This window comes from Ferrigenium kumadai (genome assembly GCF_018324385.1).
Classification (GTDB): domain Bacteria; phylum Pseudomonadota; class Gammaproteobacteria; order Burkholderiales; family Gallionellaceae; genus Gallionella; species Gallionella kumadai.
This window is the reverse complement of record NZ_AP019536.1, coordinates 1,932,984-1,952,963: the sequence shown is the minus strand read 5'-3', so window position 1 is coordinate 1,952,963 and position 19,980 is coordinate 1,932,984. Positions and strand designations below refer to the sequence as shown.

At 62.3% G+C, this 19,980-nt stretch carries 24 protein-coding genes; 6 read left to right on the top strand and 18 right to left on the bottom strand.

Translation table 11 applies throughout. The features are described from left to right. Positions 1 to 18 precede the first annotated feature (18 nt). Positions 19 to 456 carry a bacteriohemerythrin gene (locus FGKAn22_RS09370; protein WP_212785384.1) on the top strand — a complete coding sequence of 146 codons (438 nt, stop codon included), beginning with the start codon at positions 19 to 21 and terminating at the stop codon, positions 454 to 456. Between the two features lie 9 nt (positions 457 to 465). On the opposite strand, the gene FGKAn22_RS09365 is transcribed toward FGKAn22_RS09370, so the two are convergent. The 4 genes from FGKAn22_RS09365 to purM are packed head-to-tail and all read right to left on the bottom strand — an operon-like array spanning position 466 to position 3,902. After that, positions 466 to 1,494: a DUF3108 domain-containing protein gene (locus FGKAn22_RS09365; protein WP_212785383.1), complete on the bottom strand. Its 1,029-nt coding sequence runs from the start codon at positions 1,492 to 1,494 to the stop codon at positions 466 to 468. Positions 1,495 to 1,520: 26 nt separating this feature from the next. After that, on the bottom strand, positions 1,521 to 2,222 hold the full coding sequence (locus FGKAn22_RS09360; RefSeq protein WP_212785382.1) for a DUF3108 domain-containing protein: 702 nt from the start codon (positions 2,220 to 2,222) through the stop codon (positions 1,521 to 1,523). A 1-nt stretch (position 2,223) separates the two neighbouring features. Then, a complete protein-coding gene (gene purN / locus FGKAn22_RS09355) occupies positions 2,224 to 2,862 on the bottom strand; it encodes a phosphoribosylglycinamide formyltransferase (protein WP_212785381.1) in 639 nt (212 codons plus the stop codon). After that, on the bottom strand, positions 2,862 to 3,902 hold the full coding sequence (gene purM, locus FGKAn22_RS09350) for a phosphoribosylformylglycinamidine cyclo-ligase (RefSeq protein ID WP_212785380.1): 1,041 nt from the start codon (positions 3,900 to 3,902) through the stop codon (positions 2,862 to 2,864). Before purM ends, purN begins: the two co-directional genes overlap by 1 nt. Before the next feature lie 62 nt (positions 3,903 to 3,964). Here purM and FGKAn22_RS09345 point away from each other — a divergent pair, with 62 nt between their 5' ends. The 4 genes from FGKAn22_RS09345 to FGKAn22_RS09330 all read left to right on the top strand — a co-directional run bounded on the left by FGKAn22_RS09345 (position 3,965) and on the right by FGKAn22_RS09330 (position 6,620). Beyond that, the gene (locus FGKAn22_RS09345; protein WP_212785379.1) at positions 3,965 to 5,023 is read left to right on the top strand and encodes an AI-2E family transporter; all 1,059 of its coding nucleotides are present in this window, start codon (positions 3,965 to 3,967) and stop codon (positions 5,021 to 5,023) included. Beyond that, positions 5,020 to 5,670: a DnaA regulatory inactivator Hda gene (hda, locus tag FGKAn22_RS09340; RefSeq protein WP_212785378.1), complete on the top strand. Its 651-nt coding sequence runs from the start codon at positions 5,020 to 5,022 to the stop codon at positions 5,668 to 5,670. Before FGKAn22_RS09345 ends, hda begins: the two co-directional genes overlap by 4 nt. 63 nt (positions 5,671 to 5,733) lie before the next feature. Further along, positions 5,734 to 6,399: a histidinol-phosphatase gene (locus FGKAn22_RS09335; RefSeq protein WP_212785377.1), complete on the top strand. Its 666-nt coding sequence runs from the start codon at positions 5,734 to 5,736 to the stop codon at positions 6,397 to 6,399. Further along, positions 6,396 to 6,620 carry a glutaredoxin family protein gene (locus tag FGKAn22_RS09330; protein ID WP_212785376.1) on the top strand — a complete coding sequence of 75 codons (225 nt, stop codon included), beginning with the start codon at positions 6,396 to 6,398 and terminating at the stop codon, positions 6,618 to 6,620. Before FGKAn22_RS09335 ends, FGKAn22_RS09330 begins: the two co-directional genes overlap by 4 nt. 14 nt (positions 6,621 to 6,634) lie before the next feature. Here the strand turns inward: FGKAn22_RS09330 and FGKAn22_RS09325 are convergent, their stop codons facing one another. Continuing rightward, positions 6,635 to 7,132 (bottom strand): hypothetical protein, encoded by a 498-nt coding sequence (locus FGKAn22_RS09325; protein WP_212785375.1) that lies wholly within the window; start codon positions 7,130 to 7,132, stop codon positions 6,635 to 6,637. Between the two features lie 10 nt (positions 7,133 to 7,142). After that, on the bottom strand, positions 7,143 to 9,989 hold the full coding sequence (locus FGKAn22_RS09320; protein ID WP_246487381.1) for an AMP-binding protein: 2,847 nt from the start codon (positions 9,987 to 9,989) through the stop codon (positions 7,143 to 7,145). Positions 9,990 to 10,165: 176 nt separating this feature from the next. Here FGKAn22_RS09320 and FGKAn22_RS09315 point away from each other — a divergent pair, with 176 nt between their 5' ends. Further along, on the top strand, positions 10,166 to 10,912 hold the full coding sequence (locus tag FGKAn22_RS09315) for an alkaline phytoceramidase (protein ID WP_212785374.1): 747 nt from the start codon (positions 10,166 to 10,168) through the stop codon (positions 10,910 to 10,912). 91 nt (positions 10,913 to 11,003) lie between these two features. Here FGKAn22_RS09315 and FGKAn22_RS09310 read toward each other — a convergent pair whose 3' ends face one another. From FGKAn22_RS09310 to argF, 12 genes are all read right to left on the bottom strand, one after another. After that, positions 11,004 to 12,293 (bottom strand): MFS transporter, encoded by a 1,290-nt coding sequence (locus FGKAn22_RS09310; RefSeq protein WP_212785373.1) that lies wholly within the window; start codon positions 12,291 to 12,293, stop codon positions 11,004 to 11,006. A gap of 80 nt (positions 12,294 to 12,373) precedes the next feature. Next, a complete protein-coding gene (locus tag FGKAn22_RS09305; protein ID WP_212785372.1) occupies positions 12,374 to 13,024 on the bottom strand; it encodes a YkgJ family cysteine cluster protein in 651 nt (216 codons plus the stop codon). Positions 13,025 to 13,043: 19 nt separating this feature from the next. Continuing rightward, on the bottom strand, positions 13,044 to 13,820 hold the full coding sequence (locus FGKAn22_RS09300) for a class I SAM-dependent methyltransferase (protein WP_246487380.1): 777 nt from the start codon (positions 13,818 to 13,820) through the stop codon (positions 13,044 to 13,046). A gap of 130 nt (positions 13,821 to 13,950) precedes the next feature. Further along, complete coding sequence (locus tag FGKAn22_RS09295; RefSeq protein WP_212785371.1) at positions 13,951 to 14,493, bottom strand: DJ-1 family glyoxalase III; 543 nt, start codon at positions 14,491 to 14,493, stop codon at positions 13,951 to 13,953. Then, positions 14,490 to 14,924, bottom strand: a complete 435-nt coding sequence (locus tag FGKAn22_RS09290; RefSeq protein ID WP_212785370.1) for a hypothetical protein — start codon at positions 14,922 to 14,924, stop codon at positions 14,490 to 14,492. Before FGKAn22_RS09290 ends, FGKAn22_RS09295 begins: the two co-directional genes overlap by 4 nt. A gap of 2 nt (positions 14,925 to 14,926) precedes the next feature. Beyond that, positions 14,927 to 15,421: a hypothetical protein gene (locus tag FGKAn22_RS09285; RefSeq protein WP_212785369.1), complete on the bottom strand. Its 495-nt coding sequence runs from the start codon at positions 15,419 to 15,421 to the stop codon at positions 14,927 to 14,929. A 101-nt stretch (positions 15,422 to 15,522) separates the two neighbouring features. Then, positions 15,523 to 16,329: a phosphatase PAP2 family protein gene (locus tag FGKAn22_RS09280; protein ID WP_212785368.1), complete on the bottom strand. Its 807-nt coding sequence runs from the start codon at positions 16,327 to 16,329 to the stop codon at positions 15,523 to 15,525. A gap of 22 nt (positions 16,330 to 16,351) precedes the next feature. After that, a complete protein-coding gene (locus tag FGKAn22_RS09275) occupies positions 16,352 to 16,840 on the bottom strand; it encodes a YajQ family cyclic di-GMP-binding protein (protein WP_212785367.1) in 489 nt (162 codons plus the stop codon). An 80-nt stretch (positions 16,841 to 16,920) separates the two neighbouring features. Next, positions 16,921 to 17,238 (bottom strand): pyrimidine/purine nucleoside phosphorylase, encoded by a 318-nt coding sequence (gene ppnP, locus FGKAn22_RS09270; RefSeq protein WP_212785366.1) that lies wholly within the window; start codon positions 17,236 to 17,238, stop codon positions 16,921 to 16,923. Positions 17,239 to 17,252: 14 nt separating this feature from the next. Then, positions 17,253 to 18,479 (bottom strand): argininosuccinate synthase, encoded by a 1,227-nt coding sequence (locus FGKAn22_RS09265; protein ID WP_212785365.1) that lies wholly within the window; start codon positions 18,477 to 18,479, stop codon positions 17,253 to 17,255. A gap of 23 nt (positions 18,480 to 18,502) precedes the next feature. Then, the gene (locus FGKAn22_RS09260) at positions 18,503 to 18,934 is read right to left on the bottom strand and encodes a thioesterase family protein (protein WP_212785364.1); all 432 of its coding nucleotides are present in this window, start codon (positions 18,932 to 18,934) and stop codon (positions 18,503 to 18,505) included. Positions 18,935 to 19,049: 115 nt separating this feature from the next. Continuing rightward, a complete protein-coding gene (gene argF, locus FGKAn22_RS09255; RefSeq protein ID WP_212785363.1) occupies positions 19,050 to 19,976 on the bottom strand; it encodes an ornithine carbamoyltransferase in 927 nt (308 codons plus the stop codon). Positions 19,977 to 19,980: the final 4 nt, after the last annotated feature.

Below are 19,980 nucleotides of genomic sequence, written 5' to 3'. Positions count from 1 at the left end.
CGATTTGGATAGGATTTGTTGCGGGAGCGCATCATGACTTTGACATGGACAGAGCAGTTGAGCGTCGGGAATGCGATCATCGATTCCGAACACCGGAATTTGATCGGCTTGATCAATAGCGTCGAACATGCGCTCAGGTCGGGCAATGAGCATGCGTTGTCGCATGCATTCAAGCTGCTTACGGACTGCGTGCGGCTTCATTTCATGAATGAGGAAAAGATCGCACAGGCGGCCGAGCTCCCTTTCGAGCAACACAAGCAGTCTCACCAGTATCTGCAAAAGGAGCTTCAGTACATCAGGGACGAGCTGGAGGCCAAGAGCGGCATGTGGTCGGAGGGCGCGGTCGAGCATTTTACCCGCACGCTAGGAAACTGGATGATGGATCATCTTTCGGGCGAGGATAAACTTCTGAAGCCTGCATTGCTGACACTTCCCAGCGATTTCTCCGCGGCCTGAGCCTCGCGTTCATTCATCCGACACGCGGATGTCGGAAATCGCCATCTCCCCCGCGATCTGTCCGGTGCGGTCTATCTGGCGTACCTTGACCGGCAGCAGGCGATATTCCAGTCCCAGCCAGATATCCAGCCCTTCCTCGCCCTGAGCGTGCCGCTTGCGCAGCGGCAATGCGCGCAGCTTGCCCAGCGGCGTCGCGATCTCCTCTTCCGCGCCGATCTCCAGTTCGTAATATTCCAGCTTCTTGCCGTTGCTGATGCTGAACGGCATCGTTTGCCGGTTGGCCATAGGCATCTGAGAGAGCTGGTAGAGGAAGCTCGCAATGTCTTGAGCCTGTTCCGGCAGGGCTGCTTCGCCGCCGTGCGAAAAGTGCAGCTTGTGTGCCTCCCAGTCGAATTCAGCCCTCAGGCCCTGGTTGCCCTTGGACTGCTTCTTTTCTTCGTCGAAGGCGAGGGGATGCAGTCCCTGCGCATCGACCCGTCCCCGGCTGGTCTGGGTCAGCGTATAGCTCTTGAAGAAGCTGACGACCCCCGTAGTCTGCGACACCGTTTTGAGTGTGTATTGTCCTTCTTCGATGTCCAGACGGTGAACCGCCTCGCCCAGTTGCATGCCGCCGCTGCCCTGATAGACGGCGAAGGTCAGCTGCGCATGCTTTGGCAGCAGTGGCTTGGCCTGCTCCGTTGCTTCAGCGGCGGGTTGGGGCTCGGCGACGGCTTGCGGCTGTTCGCCTGTGGCTTCCGGGCTGGGTGTTTCCGGCAGGCTTTCCTGAACTGCCGGTGCGGTGCTCTCGACGGCTTTGGGCTTCGGCCGTGGCTTCTTTTTCGGCGCAGGTGCGGCCGCGATCTTGGGCAGCGGTTCGAGCTTGGCGGTGAGCGGCGGCAGTGGCACTTCGCTCTTCGGCAGCTCGACCAGTGGACCGAACAGCACGATGGCGTGGATCAGGAGCGACAGGCCGATGGCGAGTGCGATCCTTGCCGCTGGCTGTTGCGGCAGGCTGGGGAGATACCGCTTCAACCGGTTCAGGACAGGCCACTTCGACAAGCTCATTTGCGGCAAGGCGGACACGGTCAGCGGATCTGGAGTTTGCTCAGTACTTGGGTGAGTTGATCGCCGTTGGCTTCGGTGATGACCATCTTGCACGGCAGATTGTAACGCTGCGTGGCCAGCCAGATCTCGTTATGTCGCTCGCCGGACTTGGCCTGGTCGTCGAGATACAGCGTGGAGAATTCACCCGCTGGGGTCTTGAGCTTCTGGCCGCGCGAGACGGCGTAGTGGTAGTTGTTCAGCCTGATGCCGTTGGTCATCGGGAAGTCTACCACCGTGGCTGAGTTGGGCAGGAACATGAACTGGTACATCGCGCTCAGGCGGTCCTGAGTGCCCTCGGGGAGTGCGACCATGTCGCGCTGTTCCTGATGGATCTGCGTGAGCTCGCCTTTCTCCCAGTCGAATTCAGCGCTGCTGTCCTTGCTCGCATCCTGTTCTCTCCGGTGATCGAAGTGCAACGGCTTCAGGCCCTGCTTGCCGACCAGGCCGCGGCTGTTGACGAACACCTTTTCGGGCTTGAATACCGCGAAAATGCCGACCGGCTTGGTGATGCTGGATAGTGTGTAGTGGTCCTTGTCCCGCGTGTAGACCTCTTCGATCTCGCCGATCTTGATGCTGCCCTTGTAGATGTCGTAAGTGACCTGCACGCTATTCGGCGCGGCGGCATGTGCTGGAACGGCAATGCAAAGCACCAGCCATGCGAGGATATGCGAGAACCACTTCATGTTATTCCAGACCCGGTGAAATCAGAGAGTGAGCGGATTGCTTATGGCGATGCAATACGACCCGCCCGTTGGCATCCAGTTCAATCTGGTTTTCGCACAGCCAGCGTATGGCCTGAGGATAGATGCGGTGTTCTTCATTCAGCACGCGCGCAGCCAGGGTCTTCTCGGTGTCGTGGCTCAGCACGGGCACCGCGGCCTGGATGATGATCGGGCCGTGATCCAGGTCGGGCGTGACGAAATGCACCGTGCAGCCGTGGATCTTCACGCCGTCGTGCAGTGCCCGCGCGTGGGTGTCGAGGCCGCCATAGGCGGGCAGCAGCGAGGGATGGATATTGACCAGCTTGCCGTAGTAACGCTTGACGAATCCCTCGGTGAGGATGCGCATGAATCCGGCGAGGATCACATAATCGGGCTGGAATCCGTCGATGGTCTGCGCCAGCGCGGCGTCGAAGCTGGCGCGGTCCGAATAGTCGCGATGCGACACGACGGCGGTCTGGATGCCATGCTTGCGGGCGAATTCCAGCCCTTCGGCGTCCGTCTTGTTGCTGATCACCGCGGCGATGCGGCAGGGCAGCTTGGCCTTCAGCAGGGCCTGCATGTTGCTGCCGCGCCCCGAGATCAGGATGACGATGGACTTCATCAGGCGACTTGCGTCTGGTGCTCGTCGCCGTTGCGTGCGCGTATCTTGCCGATGACGCTGGCGGTCTCGCCGCTCGCCTTGAGTTGTGCCAGTGCCGCATCCGCGTCTGCTGCATCGACGATCACGACCATGCCGATGCCGCAGTTGAAGGTGCGGAACATCTCCTGCGCCTCGACGTTGCCGCCTACTCTTAGCCATTCGAAAAGTTTGGGCATCTGCCAGGTCTTGCTGTCGATGTCGGCAACCACGTTGGATGGCAGTACGCGCGGCACGTTCTCGGTGATGCCGCCGCCGGTGATGTGCGCCATGCCCTTGACGGTGATGCTCTGCATCAGGCTCAGCATCGGCTTCACGTACAGACGTGTCGGGGCCATGATGCAGTCGGCCAGTGTGCGCTCGCCGTCGAACTTGGCGTTCAGGTCAGGCTTGCTGCGCTCGATGATCTTGCGCACCAGCGAATAGCCATTGGAGTGCGCGCCGTTGGAGGCCAGGCCGATCACCACATCGCCAACCTTGATGTGCTCGCCGGTGATGATCTTGCTCTTTTCCACCACGCCGACTGCGAAGCCCGCGAGGTCGTATTCGCCTACCGGGTACATGCCGGGCATCTCGGCGGTCTCGCCGCCGATCAGCGCGCAGCCGGATTCTTCGCAACCCTTGGCGATGCCCTTGATGACATCGGTGGCCGCGGGCACGTCCAGCTTGCCGCAGGCGAAGTAGTCGAGGAAGAACAGCGGTTCAGCGCCCTGTACCAGGATGTCGTTGACGCTCATCGCGACGAGGTCGATGCCGACGGTGTCGTGGCGGTTCAGCTCGAACGCAAGCTTCAGCTTGGTGCCGACGCCGTCGGTGCCGGACACCAGCACGGGTTCCTTGTATTTCTTCGAGATCTCCACAAGACCGCCGAAGCCGCCGATGCCGGAAAGGACCTCGGGACGCATGGTGCGCTTGGCGTAGGGTTTGATGTTCTCGACCAGTTGGTCGCCCGCGTCGATATCGACGCCGGCATCGCGATAGGAGAGGGAATTGTTCTGGCTCAAGTTGAGTTCTCGCTTTCTAAAAGGTAAAGTGCAGCACGTTTTTGCCGCGAATTTTACCCGAAATGACCTTATCCCGCTTCGCCGCCGTGCAATGGCTGTCAGTGGCTGCCGTCGTTGCCGTGCTGCTGTACCTGCTGGGGCCCATCCTGACACCGTTCGTCGCTGCGGCGATCCTCGCCTACATCTGCAATCCGCTGGTGCAGCGGCTGTGCGGCTGGAAGGTTCCGCGCACGGGCGCGGTGGTGCTGGTGATGGGCGGGTTGCTGCTGCTGTTCATCCTGCTCCTGCTCATCATGCTGCCGCTGCTGGAAAAGGAAACCCGCCTGTTCCTGGCACGGTTGCCGGACTGGATCGAGGCGGCGCGCGTGAATCTGTTGCCGCAATTGCAGCAATGGTTCGGTGCCGAACTGCAATGGGACAGCCAAGCGGTAAAGAACGCCTTGCTGAGTCACTGGCAAAGCGCGGGCGGCGCCGCAGCCAAGCTACTGCCGATTATCGGCGGTAGCACCGGCGCGCTGGTCGCGCTGCTGGTCAATCTGCTGCTGATCCCCGTGGCGATGTTCTACCTGCTGCGCGACTGGAACGAGATGGTCGCTCATATTGATCAGGTAGTACCTCGCCAGTGGCATGCCAAGGTGCGCGAGATCGCCATGGAAGTGGATGCCATCCTCGCCGAATTCCTGCGCGGACAGATTTCCGTGATGCTGCTGATGAGCGTGTTCTATGTCGTGGGACTGTGGCTGGCCGGGTTGGAGTTCGCGTTGCCCATCGGCATCGTCGCGGGCATGCTGGTGTTCGTTCCCTATCTCGGCATGATCCTCGGCCTGCTGCTTGCGACGCTGGCGGCTGCGATGCAGTTCACCGCTTTCGGCAGCGTGCTGCTGGTGTGGGCGGTGTTCGGCGCGGGGCAGTTGATCGAAGGCATGGTCGTCACGCCTTGGCTGGTCGGCGATCGCATCGGCCTGCACCCGCTGGCGGTGATCTTCGCGCTGATGGCGTTCGGCCAGCTATTCGGCTTCTTCGGTGTGCTGCTGGCCTTGCCGCTCGCTGCGGTGCTGCTGGTCGCGCTGCGCCATGCGAAGGCCGCCTATCTCACCAGCGAGATGTACCAAAAAACATGAGTCAGCTGCTGCTCGACATTTCCCCCGAGAGTCAGCCGACGCTCGAAAATTTCGTCGCGGGACGCAATGCGGAGTTGATTGCCGCGCTGCGCCAGGCGCTTGCGGGCGGCGGCGAGCGGAGCATCTACCTGTGGGGCGAGGAGGGCAGCGGCAAGAGCCATCTGCTGCAAGCCTGCGTGGCTGCCGCACAGGGGGCGCAATGCGATGCAGTCTATACGAAAGGCAGCGTTCCCCAGCCGGCGGATATGGTGGCGGTGGACGACGTCGAACTGCTCGACGATGAGGCACAGATCGAGTTGTTCGATCTCTACAATCAGATGCGCGACAGCGGCGGCATGCTGCTGGTGAGCGGCAAGGCATCGCCGCTGCATCTCAATCTGCGCGACGACCTGCGCACTCGCCTGGGCTGGGGGCTGGTGTACCAACTGCACGGCCTGAGCGACGAAGAAAAGGCGCAGGCGCTGACGCAGCATGCGCAGTCGCGCGGCTTCGCGCTGCCGCCGGAAGTCACGCAGTACCTGTTGCGCCACGGACGGCGTGACCTGCCCAGCCTGATGGCGGTGCTCGATGCGCTGGACGAACATTCGCTGCGCCTGCACCGCGCGCCGTCGGTGCCGCTGCTCAAGGAAGTGATGCAAGCTCTGTAGGGGCGCGATGAATCGCGCCCCTACGTGATGGCACAAAATTTTCGAAATGAAACCGGAATTGAAATGAATCTTGCCTTATTCGACTTAGACAACACTCTGCTTAACGGTGACAGCGACTTTGAGTGGTCGCAATTCCTCATCGGCATCGGCGTGCTCGACCGCGAGCTGTTCGAGGCGAAGAACCTGCATTTCTACGAGCAGTACAAGCAGGGCACGCTGGACATCCACGAGTTCCTCGACTTCCAGTTGAAGCCGCTGTCGCGCCACTCGCGCAAGACGCTGGATGAATGGCACCAACAGTTCATGCGCGACAAGGTGATGCCGATGATCACGAAGCCTTCGCGTGAGCTGGTGGCGAAACATCAGGCGGCGGGCGACGTGTGCGTCATCATCACCGCGACCAACAGCTTCGTCACCGCGCCCATCGCGCACGAGTTCGGCATCGAACACCTGATTGCCACCGACCCGGAGCAAAAGGACGGCGAATTTACCGGTGGAGTTGCGGGCGTACCATCGTTCCGCGAGGGCAAGATCACGCGGCTGGAGAGCTGGCTCGCCGAACGCGGCTGGACGCTGGACGGTTTCGCCGACAGCACTTTCTACAGCGACTCGCTCAATGACCTGCCGCTGCTGCGCATGGTGAAGCATCCCGTCGCGGCGAATCCGGACGCCACCCTGCGCGCCCACGCCGAACAGCACGGCTGGCCCATCGTCAATCTGCGCGGATGACCGCACTCGCTCTCTACGGTACCAGCTGCTGCCACCTGTGCGAGCAGGCCGAGGCGATCCTGCATGAGGCGGGACTCGCCGCGGAACACATCGACATTGCCGAAGACGACGAACTGCTGGAGAGATACGGCATACGCATCCCGGTGCTGCGGCGCGCCGACAATGACGCGGAACTGGGCTGGCCGTTCGATGCGGAGGCGGTGGCAGACTTCCTGAAATAAATAATTTGCGGTGATTATTGCTTCGCCGCGGAATCGTCTGACTTGGATGGCCTTTCTGCTTTGTTGGCCTGAAATAGACCGGCAGCAATACCGCTAATAGCAAGCAATATGGTAATTCCCAAATGCAGCCAACGCTCAGGGGTATAGAGACCATCTGAGATGTCGCTGGCAATCATGGTGGCAGCTACGCCATACAGAAACCCAATAGCGATAGCCAATGCGATGCCCGTTTGGAATTTGAACCTTGGGGCGATGCTGGCACCTGCGACAATTAGCACAAATGGAGCAAAGAAAGCTCTGCCGAAGTATTCGAGTACATCTGGGGGAATCGCTGCCAAATAGTAGTAGATGCTGAGAGGACTGCCGCTGCCACTGTCGTCAGAACTTGTGCCGAAATGCTGAATGAGCATGACAACCCAATGGATCGGGAATAGCACAAGAACTACACAAAGCAGAGCGCCGGGTAGCACGGCGACCCACCTCAAAATGTAGTTTCGACGTTGTGGTTCCATTGCGGTCCCCTTATCGCGCTTGAACCGGCGTCTTCTCTCCCGATGCCAGGTCTGGCTCCCCGCACAGGCGCAGGATTTCCACGCGGGTCGCATCGCGCAGGCGAATGGCTGCGGCCCAGTCGTTGCCGTCCGGATGGATGGGGGCGCACAGCGTGACGGAGATCGCGCCACGTCTCGGGAACCAGTGGCCGGAGCGCAGCATGGAGCGCGTGCCGCGGATCACGACAGGCACGACGGGCACGCCCGCTTCTGAGGCCACCACGAAGGCGCCCATGCGGAAGGGCAGCAGGCCGGGCTTGCGGTCGAAGGTTCCTTCCGGGAAGAACACCGGGCTGTGGCCCGCGCGCAGCGAGGCCGCGACCAGCTGCACGTCCGCCGCCCCCCGTTGCGGATCGAAGCGCTCGACGAAGTCCGTGCCGATATGCCGCAGGAAGACGCGCGGAAGGAACTTGTTCAGCAGTTCCTTCTTTGCGACGAAGCCGTATTGCCTGCCCTCGATCGGCAGCGCCGCGACCATCACGATGCCGTCGAGATAGCTCGCGTGGTTGGCCGCGATCACACAGGGCATGGCGGGCAGGTTCTCCAGCCCGCCCACAGCGAGCGGCGTGCCCGTCAGGCGCGCATACAGTCGTGCCATGATGCCGCTCGCGTCCCAGCTCAAGGCGGGGCGCGGCAGCAGCGCGGCGGCCAGCCAGGTCAGCGGCGCCATCACCCAGAACAGCGACCACACGTATGCGGCGTAGAGCAGGTCTGCCGCGACGCGGATGCCGCGGCGCAACTCGGGCAGCAGTCCGGCCCACACGAGCCGTACCACCTGCCACCACACCGCGCGCTCGGGCGCCGCGCCTTTTTCATATAGTTCACGGCAGGCTGTGCGGCGGATCTTGCCGCTGGAGGTCTTGAGCACGCCATGCATGGGTGCCAGCACGATGTCGTCCGCGGGCATGCCCAGCATGTCCAGCGTCAGCGCGTTGATGCGGCCGCGCAGCTCTTCGCGTTTCTGCTTGTCGGTCTCTCGCGTCTCGGCCATCACCACCAGCCGTTCCGTGCCGGACACCGGGTCTTGGCTGCCGAACACCGCGACGCAACCCTTGCGCATACCGGCGAGGTTGCCCACAGCCTCTTCCAGTTCGTGGGGATAGATGTTGCGTCCGGCACGGATGACGATGTCCTTCGCTCGGCCGGTGAGATAGACGTCGCCCTCGGCGAAGTAGGCATAGTCGCCGGAATCGAGCCACTCTTCGTGGAACAGCAGCCGGTTCTGCTCGGGGTTGCGGAAGTAGCCGGAGGTGGTGGATGGCCCCTTGAATTCGAGCCGTCCTTCGACGCGCTCGCTCACTTCGCGGCCCGTGGCGTCGACGATCCGGATCTGGTGGCCAGGCAGGGGACGGCCGCAGGCGACGAAGCGCAGTGCATCCGTCTCTTCATCAGCCGCGGGTTCCGCGCGGCCCGAACGCGTGAAGCTGTCGCGCTTGATGCGGTCGACCAGCGGCCCGCGCAGAGGGGGAGGGAAGGCCAGACCCACCGAGCATTCCGCCAGCCCGTACACCGGGGCGAGCGCTTCACGGCGCAGGCCGTAGCGTTCAAAGCGCTGCGCGAAATTCGCGAGCGTGTCCGGGCTGACCGGCTCGGCGCCGTTGAAGGCCCAGCGCCAGCCTGACAGGTCGAGTCCCTCAAGAGCTTCGTCCGGGATCTTGCGCATGCAGAGTTCGTAGCCGAAGTTGGGCGAGGCCGAGAACGTGCCGCGATACTTGTGGATCGCCCATAGCCATCGCTCCGGCCGCGCGAGGAAGGTGAGCGGCGACATCACCACCAGCGTCATGGCGTAATACAGGCTGCCCAGCCATGCGCCGATCAGCCCCATGTCGTGGTACAGCGGCAGCCAGCTCACGAACACGTCGGTGGAGCCGACTTGTGCGGCCTGCCCCATGGCGCGGATATTGGCGAGCAGGTTGGCGTGGGTGAGGGCGACGCCCTTGGGATTGGCGGTGCTGCCCGAAGTGTATTGCAGCAGCGCGACCTGTCCCGGCTGGAGCGCATAGTCCAGCACCTGTTGCCCGGCGACGGTCAGCTCGTCCGCGGTGACCACGGCGTGCAGGGTTTCCACCTGAGCCTGGAGCAATCGCGCCACGGCCTTGGCTTCCGGCACGGTGATCAGCATCGCGGCGAGCGCGTTGGAGAGGATGCCGGCATGGCGGCGCAGATGGTCTTCGATCTGCGAGGGGCGGGCGGGAGGGTAGATGGGCACGGGCACGCCGCCCGCAAGCAGCACGCCGAAGAAGCAGCGGAAATAATCGCGGCCCGTGGGCAGCATGAGCGCCACCGATTGGCCGGGTTGTAGCCCGCGTTCGAGCAGGCCTGCGGCGATCTCTGCTGCGCTGTCGCGCAGTTCGGCGTAGGTGATGGGAGTTTCGTTTCCGGTTTCGTCCAGCAGGATGATGTGCGTGCGCTGAGGGTGGGCGCGCACGTGCCAGTCGAGCGCTTCGGTCAGCGTGAGCGCGGCAGAGGGTTCGGATTCCACTCGCTCAGGCATCTCGCGTCGTGGCATGGCTGCCGCTGCAGCAGTGGCGGGGGATGCGGCCAGCACCGATCGCAACAGGTCGCGCGGCGTCTCGGCGCTGGCCAGCAGATGCTCGGGCAGGCTGACGCCGAACGCGCGCTCGACGCGCATCAGCAGTTCCACGCGACCCAGGCTGTCCAGTCCCAGATCCTTCTCGAGGGAACTGTCCAGCGAGACCGGCATCTCTCCACCGGAGCGGGCGCGTGATTCGGCGGCGAAGCGGCGCACGGTCTCCAGCAGCACGTCGGATGTGCTGCTGCGGGTATCCGTTGCGGGAGTATCCTGTCGTTCGTTCAAGTCCGTTCTCCCTACGCGATGTTGCACAGGTGACCGACACAGAATTCAGGAGCGCAGCATATCACTTATGGCAAAACGGTGAGGTGTGGCATGGCCGTAGCAACGAACTGTCGAACTTACTGGCTTCCCCGCATCGCGAGGGGGCGGTGCCCGCTTTGTCTGGCGGGGGACGGACGATGAGGCGCGGCTGGGTTGCGCTCCTGTTGCCGGCATGCGCCGTCGCGCTTGCGTTGATGCTTCTGCCGCCAATCCCGCAGCCGCAGGAATACCACCATTTCGCGGATGCGCGCGTCTTCTTTGGCATGCCGAATTTCCTCGATGTGGTTTCCAACCTTGCGTTTCTCGTTGTCGCAGCGCTCGGATTGATCGCGCTGCATTCCGCTTCGTTTGCTGACAGCAAAGAGCGCTGGCCGTATGTGCTGTTCTTCATCGCGCTGGCCACCACCGCCTTCGGCTCGGCCTGGTACCACTTCGCGCCGGACGACGCGCGGCTGTTCTGGGACCGCCTGCCGATCAACATCTGCTTCGCCGCGCTGCTGTCCGCCGTGATCGCGGAGCGCATTAGCTTCAGGGCAGGGCTGGTGGCGTTGCCGCCATTGTTTGCAACGGGCGCGGGTACGGTTTGGTATTGGCTGTGGAGCGAGATGCGCGGTGCCGGGAACGTGCTGCCCTATTTCGCGTTCCAGCTCTATGTGCTGCTCGCGATCCTGCTGATGATGCATTTATTCCCGCCTCGCTACCGCCGCGGCGAGGACCTCTACCGCGTCGTCATGCTGTACGGCGCCGCGCTGGCCGCCGAGCTGCTCGACCGTCACATCTTTTCCCTCTGGCAGATCGTCAGCGGCCACACGCTGAAACACCTGCTGGCGGCCCTGGCTGCGTATCAGGTGGTGCGCATGCTGCGTTTGCGGAGGCTCATCTGACTTAGGGAGCACTGAATAAATCGTCATTCCCGCGCAATGGGGTAAGCAGGCAAGGCGTGAAGGGGGAACGACAACTTTGTTCAGCGTACCCTCAGGTGTCTTCCATGGCCGCTTTGTGTCCGCGCTTTGCATCCACACCCGCGAGGATCAGCAGCCCGATCAGGAAATAGCTGCCGGTGATGAGGATCGCCAGGCGGTGGTCGCCGTGCGTGAGCCAGCTCACCAGCCCGTAGGTCACCGGGCCGAGGATGGCGGAGAGCTTCACCGCGAGCCCCCACAGGCCGAAGAATTCCGCGCGGCGCGAGACGGGGGAGAACAGGCCCACCAGCGCACGGCCCGCCGACTGGCTCGCGCCCATGCACAGCCCCGCGATGTTGGCCGCCACCCAGAACAGCCCCGGCCCTTCCGCCGCCCATGCCAGCACCACCATCACCAGCCAGCCGAACAGCGTGAGCGCGATGGCGGGGATGTGGCCGATGCGGTCCTGCAGATGGCCGAAGGCGAAGGCTCCGACGGCGGCAGTGACGTTGACCACGAAGATCAGCATCAGCGTCTGCTGCGTGTCGAACTTCATCGCCTGCTGCGCGTAGATCGCCGCGAGCGTGATCACCGCCTGGATGCCAGCCTGGTAGAACACCGTGCAGACGAGGAAGCGCCACAGGTCGCGGTAGCGGGCCGCATGGCGGACCGTCTGCGCCAGCCGCGCGAAGGACTCCTGCACCATGTTCATCCCCGCGAGGTGAGGCTGGGGCTGCGCGCGCTCTTTGAGTATCAGGAAGGTGGGCACGCTCGCCAGGGCGAACAGCGCCGCCGTGATCAGCATGGTGACGGGCACGAAGTCTGCGGCGGTGTCGCCGCGCGTCTGCGCCCAGTTCACATAGGCGAGGCAGGCGCCGAGGCTGACCAGCCCGCCCACATAGCCCAGGCTCCAGCCCCAGCCTGAAACGCTGCCGATGGCGTCCTCGCGCGCCAGCTCCGGCAGGAACGCCGCGATCAGGTTCTCGCCGCTGCCGTAGAAGAAGTTGGAAAGCACGAGCAACGGAATCGCGATCCACAGGCCACCCGGCCCGGCGAAGGCGAGCGCGGCGGTGAACGCTACGCAGCCGACGGTGGTGAGCAGCAGCAGGCGTTTCTTTGCCGCATAGGCATCTGCATACGCCCCGATCAGTGGCGCAGTCAGCACGATCAGCGCGTAAGAGAGCGCGAGCGACAGCGTCCAGGCCAGCGTCGCCCACGGCGCATCCTCCGCCACCACCGCGACGAAATAGGCGTTGAAGATGGCGGTGATGACGATGGTGGTGTAGCCCGAGTTGGCGAAATCATACATCGCCCAGGCCCAGGCTTCGCGGACGGATACATCGGAGGCAAGGTATCGGGGCATGGCTTGCTCCTGTCGGGAGATGGGGGATTGTAGTCCCGCCAAGAGGGACTACCAACGAGGGGAAGTATGTAGGCTGGGGCTCAGTCTTTGGGGAATACGGATTCGCCCTCGTGCCATCTTGCCTCGGTGGTCTCGTCGGTCAGCGCCAGCAGGACGGCACTGTTCAGTTCATGAGACGATGAACGAAGCCCGATCTCGCGGTATGCCTTGGATGTTCCATGCATGAGGGCATTGACACCCAGGAGCATCCCCAGATTTTGCGGGATCTCGGGGGCGAAGCTTTGGCAGCGTTCCGAGGAAAGGGAGTGCGCCCTCCTGCATACGGCAGGGCGGACCTCGTAGATCGAGCAGAGCTGCTCCTCGAGGAAAGTGCAGTCACGGCGTGAGGGGGCGTCGTCGGCAGCGGCTGCGGCCACAAAGCCTTGCAGGCGTTCGATCAGGGCAGCGACTTGCGCGGGCGGGCGCTTCCTCACCTCGCGTGCGATGCGGAAGATCTCGGGTTCGCTCGCCTCGACGCGGACGCTGCAACAGCACGCGCAACCGGCTTTGCATTCCGTCTTTTGGCCATGATCTCCCGCCTGCTGTGTGATCTTGTCCACGGAGCGGTGAAGGTTCGCGACAAAGTCGACTGCGAACGACGCACCCCGGTTAGAGCTGAGGTGGTTGACCGCGCTCTGACGGACTCTCTCGATGGCGTCCAGCGTGGCTTTCCGTTCATCTTCGCTCAGCATTTGTCTACTCCCATGTGAATTACATGCGCCACACCAGCAGTGTGGACCGGTGCAGGTCGTCCACCTGCACGGTCTCGTGCGGCGATTGTTCCGGCACGGCGAAGGTGCTGCTGACGAACACGCTGCCGGGGCGCATTTCGGCGCGGGCCTTGTGCCACAGGCGTTCCATCGGCACGGGGGAGAGATAGGCGAACACCACATCGTATTGCGACAGGTCGCAGGCCCCCAGCTTGTCATCCCAGATACTGCCCCAATGCACTTTGCAGTTGCTATGGCCGCCGAGCCTGATGCGCAGCCAGCTCCACAGGAAGGGCAGGGGGGCGGATTCCACGCCGGTGTATTGGCCGTCCGGACGGACGCTTGCGAGGTGGGTTAGCACGCCTCCGAGGCCGGAGCCGAGGTCGACGAAACGTAAGTCTGCACCGGGTTTCTGCTGCGGCAGTAAATCCTCCAGCGCCTGCCACACCTTGTTGCTCGAAAGGTACAGCGGTACCTGGGTACGGAATGTGCTCCAGTACACCGCCAGCAGGACGAGGAAGGCCGCGAGAAAGAAGCCGGACGGGATGTCGAACGCGAGCATCAGCACCAGCGCGGGGACGAAGGCGAACTGGATCGTCAGCCACCAGCTCGCCAGCCCGGCGAAGTAACTGAAGGCTGCGGCATAGGCGCCGCACAGCAGGGCGAAGGTCAGTGCCGAGACTTGCTGGCCCGCAACGCGCAAGCTCAAGACGGCGAGCGCGAAGGCGGCGAATTGCAGCAACAGGGCGGTGACGGCGGGCGGGAGTTTTGTGAACAAGGCGTTGATATCAGGAAAGGAATGATTTAATCCGTTCGTGGTGATAACCAGCGACTTGGCCGTTGTTTTTTAACGGCCTAGTCGAATGGCTAGTAGTTTCATCAGGGCGAACGGATGACTCCACTCGCACTTATCGCACCAATCCGTCCTCGACTTCCATCCGCTTGGCGTGACCAACGAGCCGCTCTACCAATGTCAGGGCGAAATCCATCGCCGTGCCCGGCCCGCGCGAGGTGATGAGCTTGCCGTCTTCCACTACGGCCAGCGGCTCGCGCAGGACTTTCGGGAAGGGATCGAGCGAGCCGGGGAAGCTGGTGGCGTGCTTGCCGTCGAGCAGGCCGGCGGTGGCGAGTACCGAGGGGGCGGCGCAGATCGCGGTGACGTATTTGTCCGCCTCGTGCATTCGGCGCACCAGCTTGAGCACGCGCGCGTCGGTCTTGAGGTTGTTGGTTCCGGGCTGGCCGCCGGGCAGCACGACCATGTCGTAGTCATGGTCCAGCACATCGTCCAGCGTGGTGTCGGGCACCAGCACCGTGCCGCGGCTGCCGCGCAGCGGGCCTTCGTGCAATCCCGCGAAGACGACAGTCACGCCGCCGCGGCGCAGCAGGTTGATGACGGTGACGGCTTCGAGCTCTTCGCTGCCGTCGGCAAAAAGTATCAGTGCGGTTTTCATGCTTCCATTCCGAGTTGGTATGCCTGGATCAATGCGCTCTTGAGTTTCGGATGCTGCTCGAGGTTCTCGATGCCCATTTCGCGCAATGCGATGGCCTGCAGCGAGTCGAGCATCTGGCTGTCCCCCCGCTGCGCGGCAAAGCCTTCCAGATCGAACACGCCGTCATGCAGGAACTGCACGGCGAGGCCCTTGGGATTGTCGAACTCGATTTCCTCTACCTCCATCACCTCGTAGAGGTAGGAATAGGTACTGATGCCGTGCTCGACCGCGAGCACGTGATGCAGCGATGGCGGTTCGATGTACTTGTCCAGCATCCGGTCGAGGTCCAGCGTGGATGTCAGCGAGTAGGTCTCCCCTTTGAAACTGAATTCGATGTGGGCGTCGATGCTGTTGGCCGCTCCCTTCGTTGCGGCCGTGTCTTCATGCTCCATGCTTACATGCGTCCCAGGTCTTCGATCGCGTCCACCACCATCGCGGTCCCTATCGTGATCAGAAGGATGTCGCTCGCCACGCGCACATAGCGGTGTCCTGCGGGCGGCTCTCCGAGCTCCCTCGCGAGCCGGGGTGGCAGGTCGTAGAAAATTACGCCGCGCGGCAGCGGCCTGCCCATCGACCATTTTTTTGCCTGTCCGGGCGGCATGCAGCCGTTGTGTTTTTTGGCGAGGCCGGGTGGACAGCGGCCTTGTCGGAATTGCCCGGCGAAGTAGTCATGGGCGAGCGTGCGCTGATGGTCGTCGAAATGCCCGCTCCCATCGCGCCGTTTATCTCCCTTGTCGTGTCCCTGATCGCCTTCGCGTTGTTGTTCCTGCTTTCCCGATTTGCCTCCTCCAGCCCATTCCGGCTTGTCGGCAAGCGCGGGGCCGGCCGCAAGCATCCCGGCGAACAGAAGGGCCAGCATGTGGTTCATTTGCACGGTGATACGTTGCATGATCGGCCTCCGGATAGAAAGAGTTGTGGGCCCGCATTGTCGCCCAGGCGTATTGCAGCGGCAATGGGCAAAATACCTAAGCCGTCTTGTTCGGGGAAGTGTTAGAAGTTGCCGGCTACGCGCACGCCAACCATGCCCGGCGCAATCTCGGGCAGCAGCACCAGCTTGCCCGAACGCAGGGTCTGGTTGTGGGCGACGACGCTCTGGCCGACCAGTGTGCCGATCAGCGCGCCGGCCAGCACGTCCGAGGCGAAGTGGGCGTCGTGGTAAGTGCGGGCCAGACCGGCCAGCCCGGCGATGGAGTACGAAGTGCACTTGACCCAGGTTTCGTCATAGTGGGCAGCGACGACAGAGGCCACGGCGAAGGCCTGTGTGGTATGCCCAGACGGGAAGGATGCAGCGCCGCTGAACGGGCGGAAGTTGGTGTAACCCTGGTTCTGGTTGGGGCGGCTGCGGCCTGTGGCGAATTTCAGCACAGGGGTGACGATGCCGCTGGCGATGATGCTGGCGGCGAGACCGTCCTGTGCGACATTGAGGGCCTTGTCGTTTTCCATCAACGCGCCCGCGACGTAGAAGCCGCCCAGCACGCCCAGCGAATATTCCGCACCAAAGCGCTCTACGTCGCGCATGAAGCGGTTGTTGCCACGACGGCGGAGCATCTCCCTGCGTAGCGGGCGATCGACGATGGCGGCAGTACCGACCACGGCGAGGGTGGCGAGGCCGAAGTCCTGCCAGTCGTCTTTCTCCCAGCGCGCCGGGGCGGTGACGACATGCTTGACGTCGTCGAGCACCATCATGGGATAGGAGGGTGTCGCGTCGGCGGCGTGCGCCGTGCAGTTCAGGCTGCAGAGGAGGACAGCGGCGGGAATGGTAACGCGGCGAAGACTTGCAGCAACGTTCTCAAACATGGCCTGCCCTCCTGTGGGGTGGTTAGTCGCGGAAGTTCTGGTACTGCAGCGGGAAGTCGGTGATGGATTTCTTGATGAAGGCGATTGCGGCCTGCAGGTCGTCTCGGTTCTTGCCGGTTACGCGCACTGTGTCGCCCTGGATGCTGGCCTGCACTTTCATCTTGCTGTCCTTGATGAGCTTGACGATCTTCTTCGCTAGCTCGATCTCCACGCCCACCTTCACGGTGCAGCTGCGCTTGACCTTGTTGCCGCTGACCTTCTCGACCTTGTCGCTGATCTCCAGGCACTTGATGTCCACGCCGCGCTTGGTCAGCTTGCCGTTCAGGATGTCCTGCACCTGGTCGAGCTGGAATTCATTGTCGGCATGGACGGTCAGCACCAGTTCGGCCTGTTCGACGCGAGCGTCGCTACCCTTGAAGTCGAAGCGCGTGCTGACTTCCTTGTTGGTCTGCTCGACCGCGTTCTTGACTTCTGTCTTTTCTACTTCGGAAACGATGTCGAAAGATGGCATAACGAATCTCCTTACTGGGTTAACCGCAACGCACCGCGAAGCGGTGCGTTGCGGTTGATACTTACCGTCTCAGGTCAGTATCAACCAAAACTGCAAACGTAGTTCACCTCATCCTTTGCATGGATGTCGAAACTACCGTTCTCCGCAACCTTGAAGCTGGTGCCCGCGGTGTAGGTCTTGAACGCTGCTTCACCTGCGATCTTCACGTCGCAGGTGCCGCTGGTGATTTCCATCAGTTCTGGCGCGCCGACGTTGAAGGTAAGTTGGCTGCCCGGCAGGATGACGCCCACGGTCTTGCGCGAGCCGTCCGGGAAGAACACCGAGTGCGACACGCACTTGCCGTCGAAGAATACGTTGGCCTTTTTGCCCACGCTGACGTTATCGAATTTGTCCGACATGTTGATATTTCCTCTTATTTGCGATTCTTGAGATTGGCGGCGATGCGCATGCGCAGCGCGTTCAGCTTGATGAAGCCGCCCGCGTCCTTCTGGTCGTACGCGCCCTTGTCGTCCTCGAAAGTGGCGATGGTCGGGTCGAACAGCGAATCGGTCTTGGAGTCGCGGCCGACGACGATCACGTTGCCCTTGTACAGTTTGACGCGCACCCAGCCGTTGACGGTCTGTTGCGTGTGGTCGATCAGGGTCTGGATCGCGCGGCGTTCCGGGCTCCACCAGTAGCCGTTGTAGATCATGCTGGCGTAGCGCGGCATCAGGTCGTCCTTCAGGTGGGCGACTTCGCGATCCAGGGTGATGGATTCGATGGCACGGTGCGCCTTGAGGATGATGGTGCCGCCGGGGGTTTCGTAACAGCCGCGCGACTTCATGCCGACGTAGCGGTTCTCGACCAGGTCGAGGCGGCCGACGCCGTGCTTGCCGCCCAGCTCGTTCAGCTTGGTCAGGATCTGTGCGGGCGACATCTTCGTGCCGTTCAACCCGACGATGTCGCCGCGCTCGAATTCGATGTCCAGATATTCGGCAGCATCCGGTGCCTTCTCCGGCGACACGGTCCAGCGCCACATTGACTCTTCTGCCTCGGCGGCTGGGTCTTCCAGATGGCGGCCTTCATAGGAGATGTGCAGCAGGTTCGCGTCCATGGAGTAGGGGGAGCCGCCTTGCTTGTGCTTCATCTCGATGGGGATGCCGTGCTTCTCGGCATAGGCCAGCAGCTTCTCGCGGGAGAGCAGATCCCACTCGCGCCACGGCGCGATGATCTTGATGTTCGGGTTCAGCGCGTATGCGCCCAGCTCGAAGCGCACCTGGTCGTTGCCCTTGCCGGTCGCACCGTGCGAGATGGCCTGTGCGCCGGTCATGGTGGCGATCTCGATCAGGCGCTTTGCGATCAGCGGACGCGCGATCGAGGTGCCGAGCAGGTATTCGCCTTCGTAAACGGTGTTGGCGCGGAACATCGGGAACACGAAGTCGCGAACGAATTCCTCGCGCAGGTCATCGATGAAGATGCTTTCCGGCGCGATGCCGAACTTCAGTGCCTTCTGGCGTGCGGGTTCCAGCTCTTCGCCCTGGCCGAGGTCGGCGGTGAAGGTGACCACTTCGCATTGGTAGGTGTCCTGCAGCCACTTGAGGATGACCGAGGTGTCGAGTCCGCCGGAGTAGGCCAGGACGGCTTTTTTGATGTCGCTCATGATTGATACCCGTTAATTAAAGATCAGTTTGCTTGTTTTCTGTCGCGCTTGTCGCGCACCTTGTTGTCGAATCTCTCTTTGTCGACCACGAAGCGCTCGTGGGTGCCTTGTGCGATAACATCCACGCCGTCGTGCGCCGAGACGGCGAAGGTGACGCGTCGTCCTTCGACCGCAGTCACTTCCACCGTCGCCGTTACTTCCAGTCCCGGCGGGGTGGCCGCCTCGTGGCTGACATTGATGTGGGTGCCCAGCGATTGCTCCTGCGGCCAGTTCAGGTGGGGCTTGATGCACATGATGCATGCCCATTCCAGAAACCCGACCATGTAACCGGTGGCGAACACCTCCGGCATGGCTTGGAACTCGGGCGATTCCGGATACAGCGCGGGCACCGTCTTGGTCGGGGGAACCACGAACTTATGTTCGTAGCGTATGCCCGGCTTCAGGGAATCTTTCATGTGCATCTATTTTCAATAGCGGCCGATTTTGGCTTCGGCCACCGCTACGCGGTTCAACTTGCTGCGCAAGTTAGCCTTCGCCGAAACAGGCTGCACCCATCGAGTATCGCTTCGCTTAGCCGTTTATTTTTCCCAACAGTAAATATTCCATAAGGGCTTTTTGTACGTGCAGCCTGTTTTCCGCCTCGTCCCACACGACGCTTTGAGGGCCGTCGATGACCTCGGCGGAGACTTCCTCGCCGCGGTGCGCGGGCAGGCAGTGCATGAATACGGAGTCCTTGGCGGCGACGCGCATCATGTCGCCGTCCACTTGCCAGTCGGCGAAGGCCTTCAGGCGCTCCTCGTTCTCGGCCTCGTAGCCCATGCTGGTCCACACGTCGGTGGTCACCAGGTCGGCGCCGCGCGCGGCTTCCATCGGGTCGGCGAATTCTTCATAGTGGTCTTCGCCGAACAAGCCGGCACGTTCGGGTTCGACTTCATAGCCCGGCGGGGTCGAGACATGGACGTTGAAGTCCAGGATCTCGGCGGCCTGCAGCCAGGTGTTGCACATGTTGTTCGAGTCGCCGATCCACGCCACGGTCTTGCCTTTGATCGAGCCGCGATGCTCGATATAGGTGTAGATGTCGGCCAGCACCTGGCAGGGGTGGTATTCGTTGGTCAGACCGTTGATTACCGGCACGCGCGAGTTGGCCGCGAAGCGTTCGATGATGCTCTGTTCGAAGGTGCGGATCATCACGATGTCGCTCATGCGCGAGATCACCTGCCCGGCGTCTTCCACCGGCTCGCCGCGCCCCAGCTGGGAGTCGCGCGTGTTGAGGTAGATGGCCGAGCCGCCGAGCTGGTGCATGCCCGCCTCGAACGAGAGGCGGGTGCGCGTGCTGGCCTTCTCGAAGATCATCACTAGGGTGCGGTCTTCCAGCGGCCAGTATTTCTCATAGCGCTTGAAGCGTTCCTTGATGATGCGGGTGCGTTCGAACAGGTATTCGAACTCCTCACGGGTGAAGTCTTTGAACTGCAAAAAGTGTTTTACGTTTGCTGCCATGATT

Coding starts and splice junctions, on each gene's coding strand:
- FGKAn22_RS09360 (WP_212785382.1), bottom strand. CDS start 2,222: ATGAAGTGGTTCTCGCATATCCTCGCATGGCTGGTGCTTTGCATTGCC.
- purN (WP_212785381.1), bottom strand. CDS start 2,862: ATGAAGTCCATCGTCATCCTGATCTCGGGGCGCGGCAGCAACATGCAG.
- FGKAn22_RS09345 (WP_212785379.1), top strand. CDS start 3,965: ATGACCTTATCCCGCTTCGCCGCCGTGCAATGGCTGTCAGTGGCTGCC.
- hda (WP_212785378.1), top strand. CDS start 5,020: ATGAGTCAGCTGCTGCTCGACATTTCCCCCGAGAGTCAGCCGACGCTC.
- FGKAn22_RS09335 (WP_212785377.1), top strand. CDS start 5,734: ATGAATCTTGCCTTATTCGACTTAGACAACACTCTGCTTAACGGTGAC.
- FGKAn22_RS09330 (WP_212785376.1), top strand. CDS start 6,396: ATGACCGCACTCGCTCTCTACGGTACCAGCTGCTGCCACCTGTGCGAG.
- FGKAn22_RS09325 (WP_212785375.1), bottom strand. CDS start 7,132: ATGGAACCACAACGTCGAAACTACATTTTGAGGTGGGTCGCCGTGCTA.
- FGKAn22_RS09315 (WP_212785374.1), top strand. CDS start 10,166: ATGAGGCGCGGCTGGGTTGCGCTCCTGTTGCCGGCATGCGCCGTCGCG.
- FGKAn22_RS09310 (WP_212785373.1), bottom strand. CDS start 12,293: ATGCCCCGATACCTTGCCTCCGATGTATCCGTCCGCGAAGCCTGGGCC.
- FGKAn22_RS09305 (WP_212785372.1), bottom strand. CDS start 13,024: ATGCTGAGCGAAGATGAACGGAAAGCCACGCTGGACGCCATCGAGAGA.
- FGKAn22_RS09295 (WP_212785371.1), bottom strand. CDS start 14,493: ATGAAAACCGCACTGATACTTTTTGCCGACGGCAGCGAAGAGCTCGAA.
- FGKAn22_RS09290 (WP_212785370.1), bottom strand. CDS start 14,924: ATGGAGCATGAAGACACGGCCGCAACGAAGGGAGCGGCCAACAGCATC.
- FGKAn22_RS09285 (WP_212785369.1), bottom strand. CDS start 15,421: ATGCAACGTATCACCGTGCAAATGAACCACATGCTGGCCCTTCTGTTC.
- FGKAn22_RS09280 (WP_212785368.1), bottom strand. CDS start 16,329: ATGTTTGAGAACGTTGCTGCAAGTCTTCGCCGCGTTACCATTCCCGCC.
- FGKAn22_RS09275 (WP_212785367.1), bottom strand. CDS start 16,840: ATGCCATCTTTCGACATCGTTTCCGAAGTAGAAAAGACAGAAGTCAAG.
- ppnP (WP_212785366.1), bottom strand. CDS start 17,238: ATGTCGGACAAATTCGATAACGTCAGCGTGGGCAAAAAGGCCAACGTA.
- FGKAn22_RS09265 (WP_212785365.1), bottom strand. CDS start 18,479: ATGAGCGACATCAAAAAAGCCGTCCTGGCCTACTCCGGCGGACTCGAC.
- FGKAn22_RS09260 (WP_212785364.1), bottom strand. CDS start 18,934: ATGAAAGATTCCCTGAAGCCGGGCATACGCTACGAACATAAGTTCGTG.
- argF (WP_212785363.1), bottom strand. CDS start 19,976: ATGGCAGCAAACGTAAAACACTTTTTGCAGTTCAAAGACTTCACCCGT.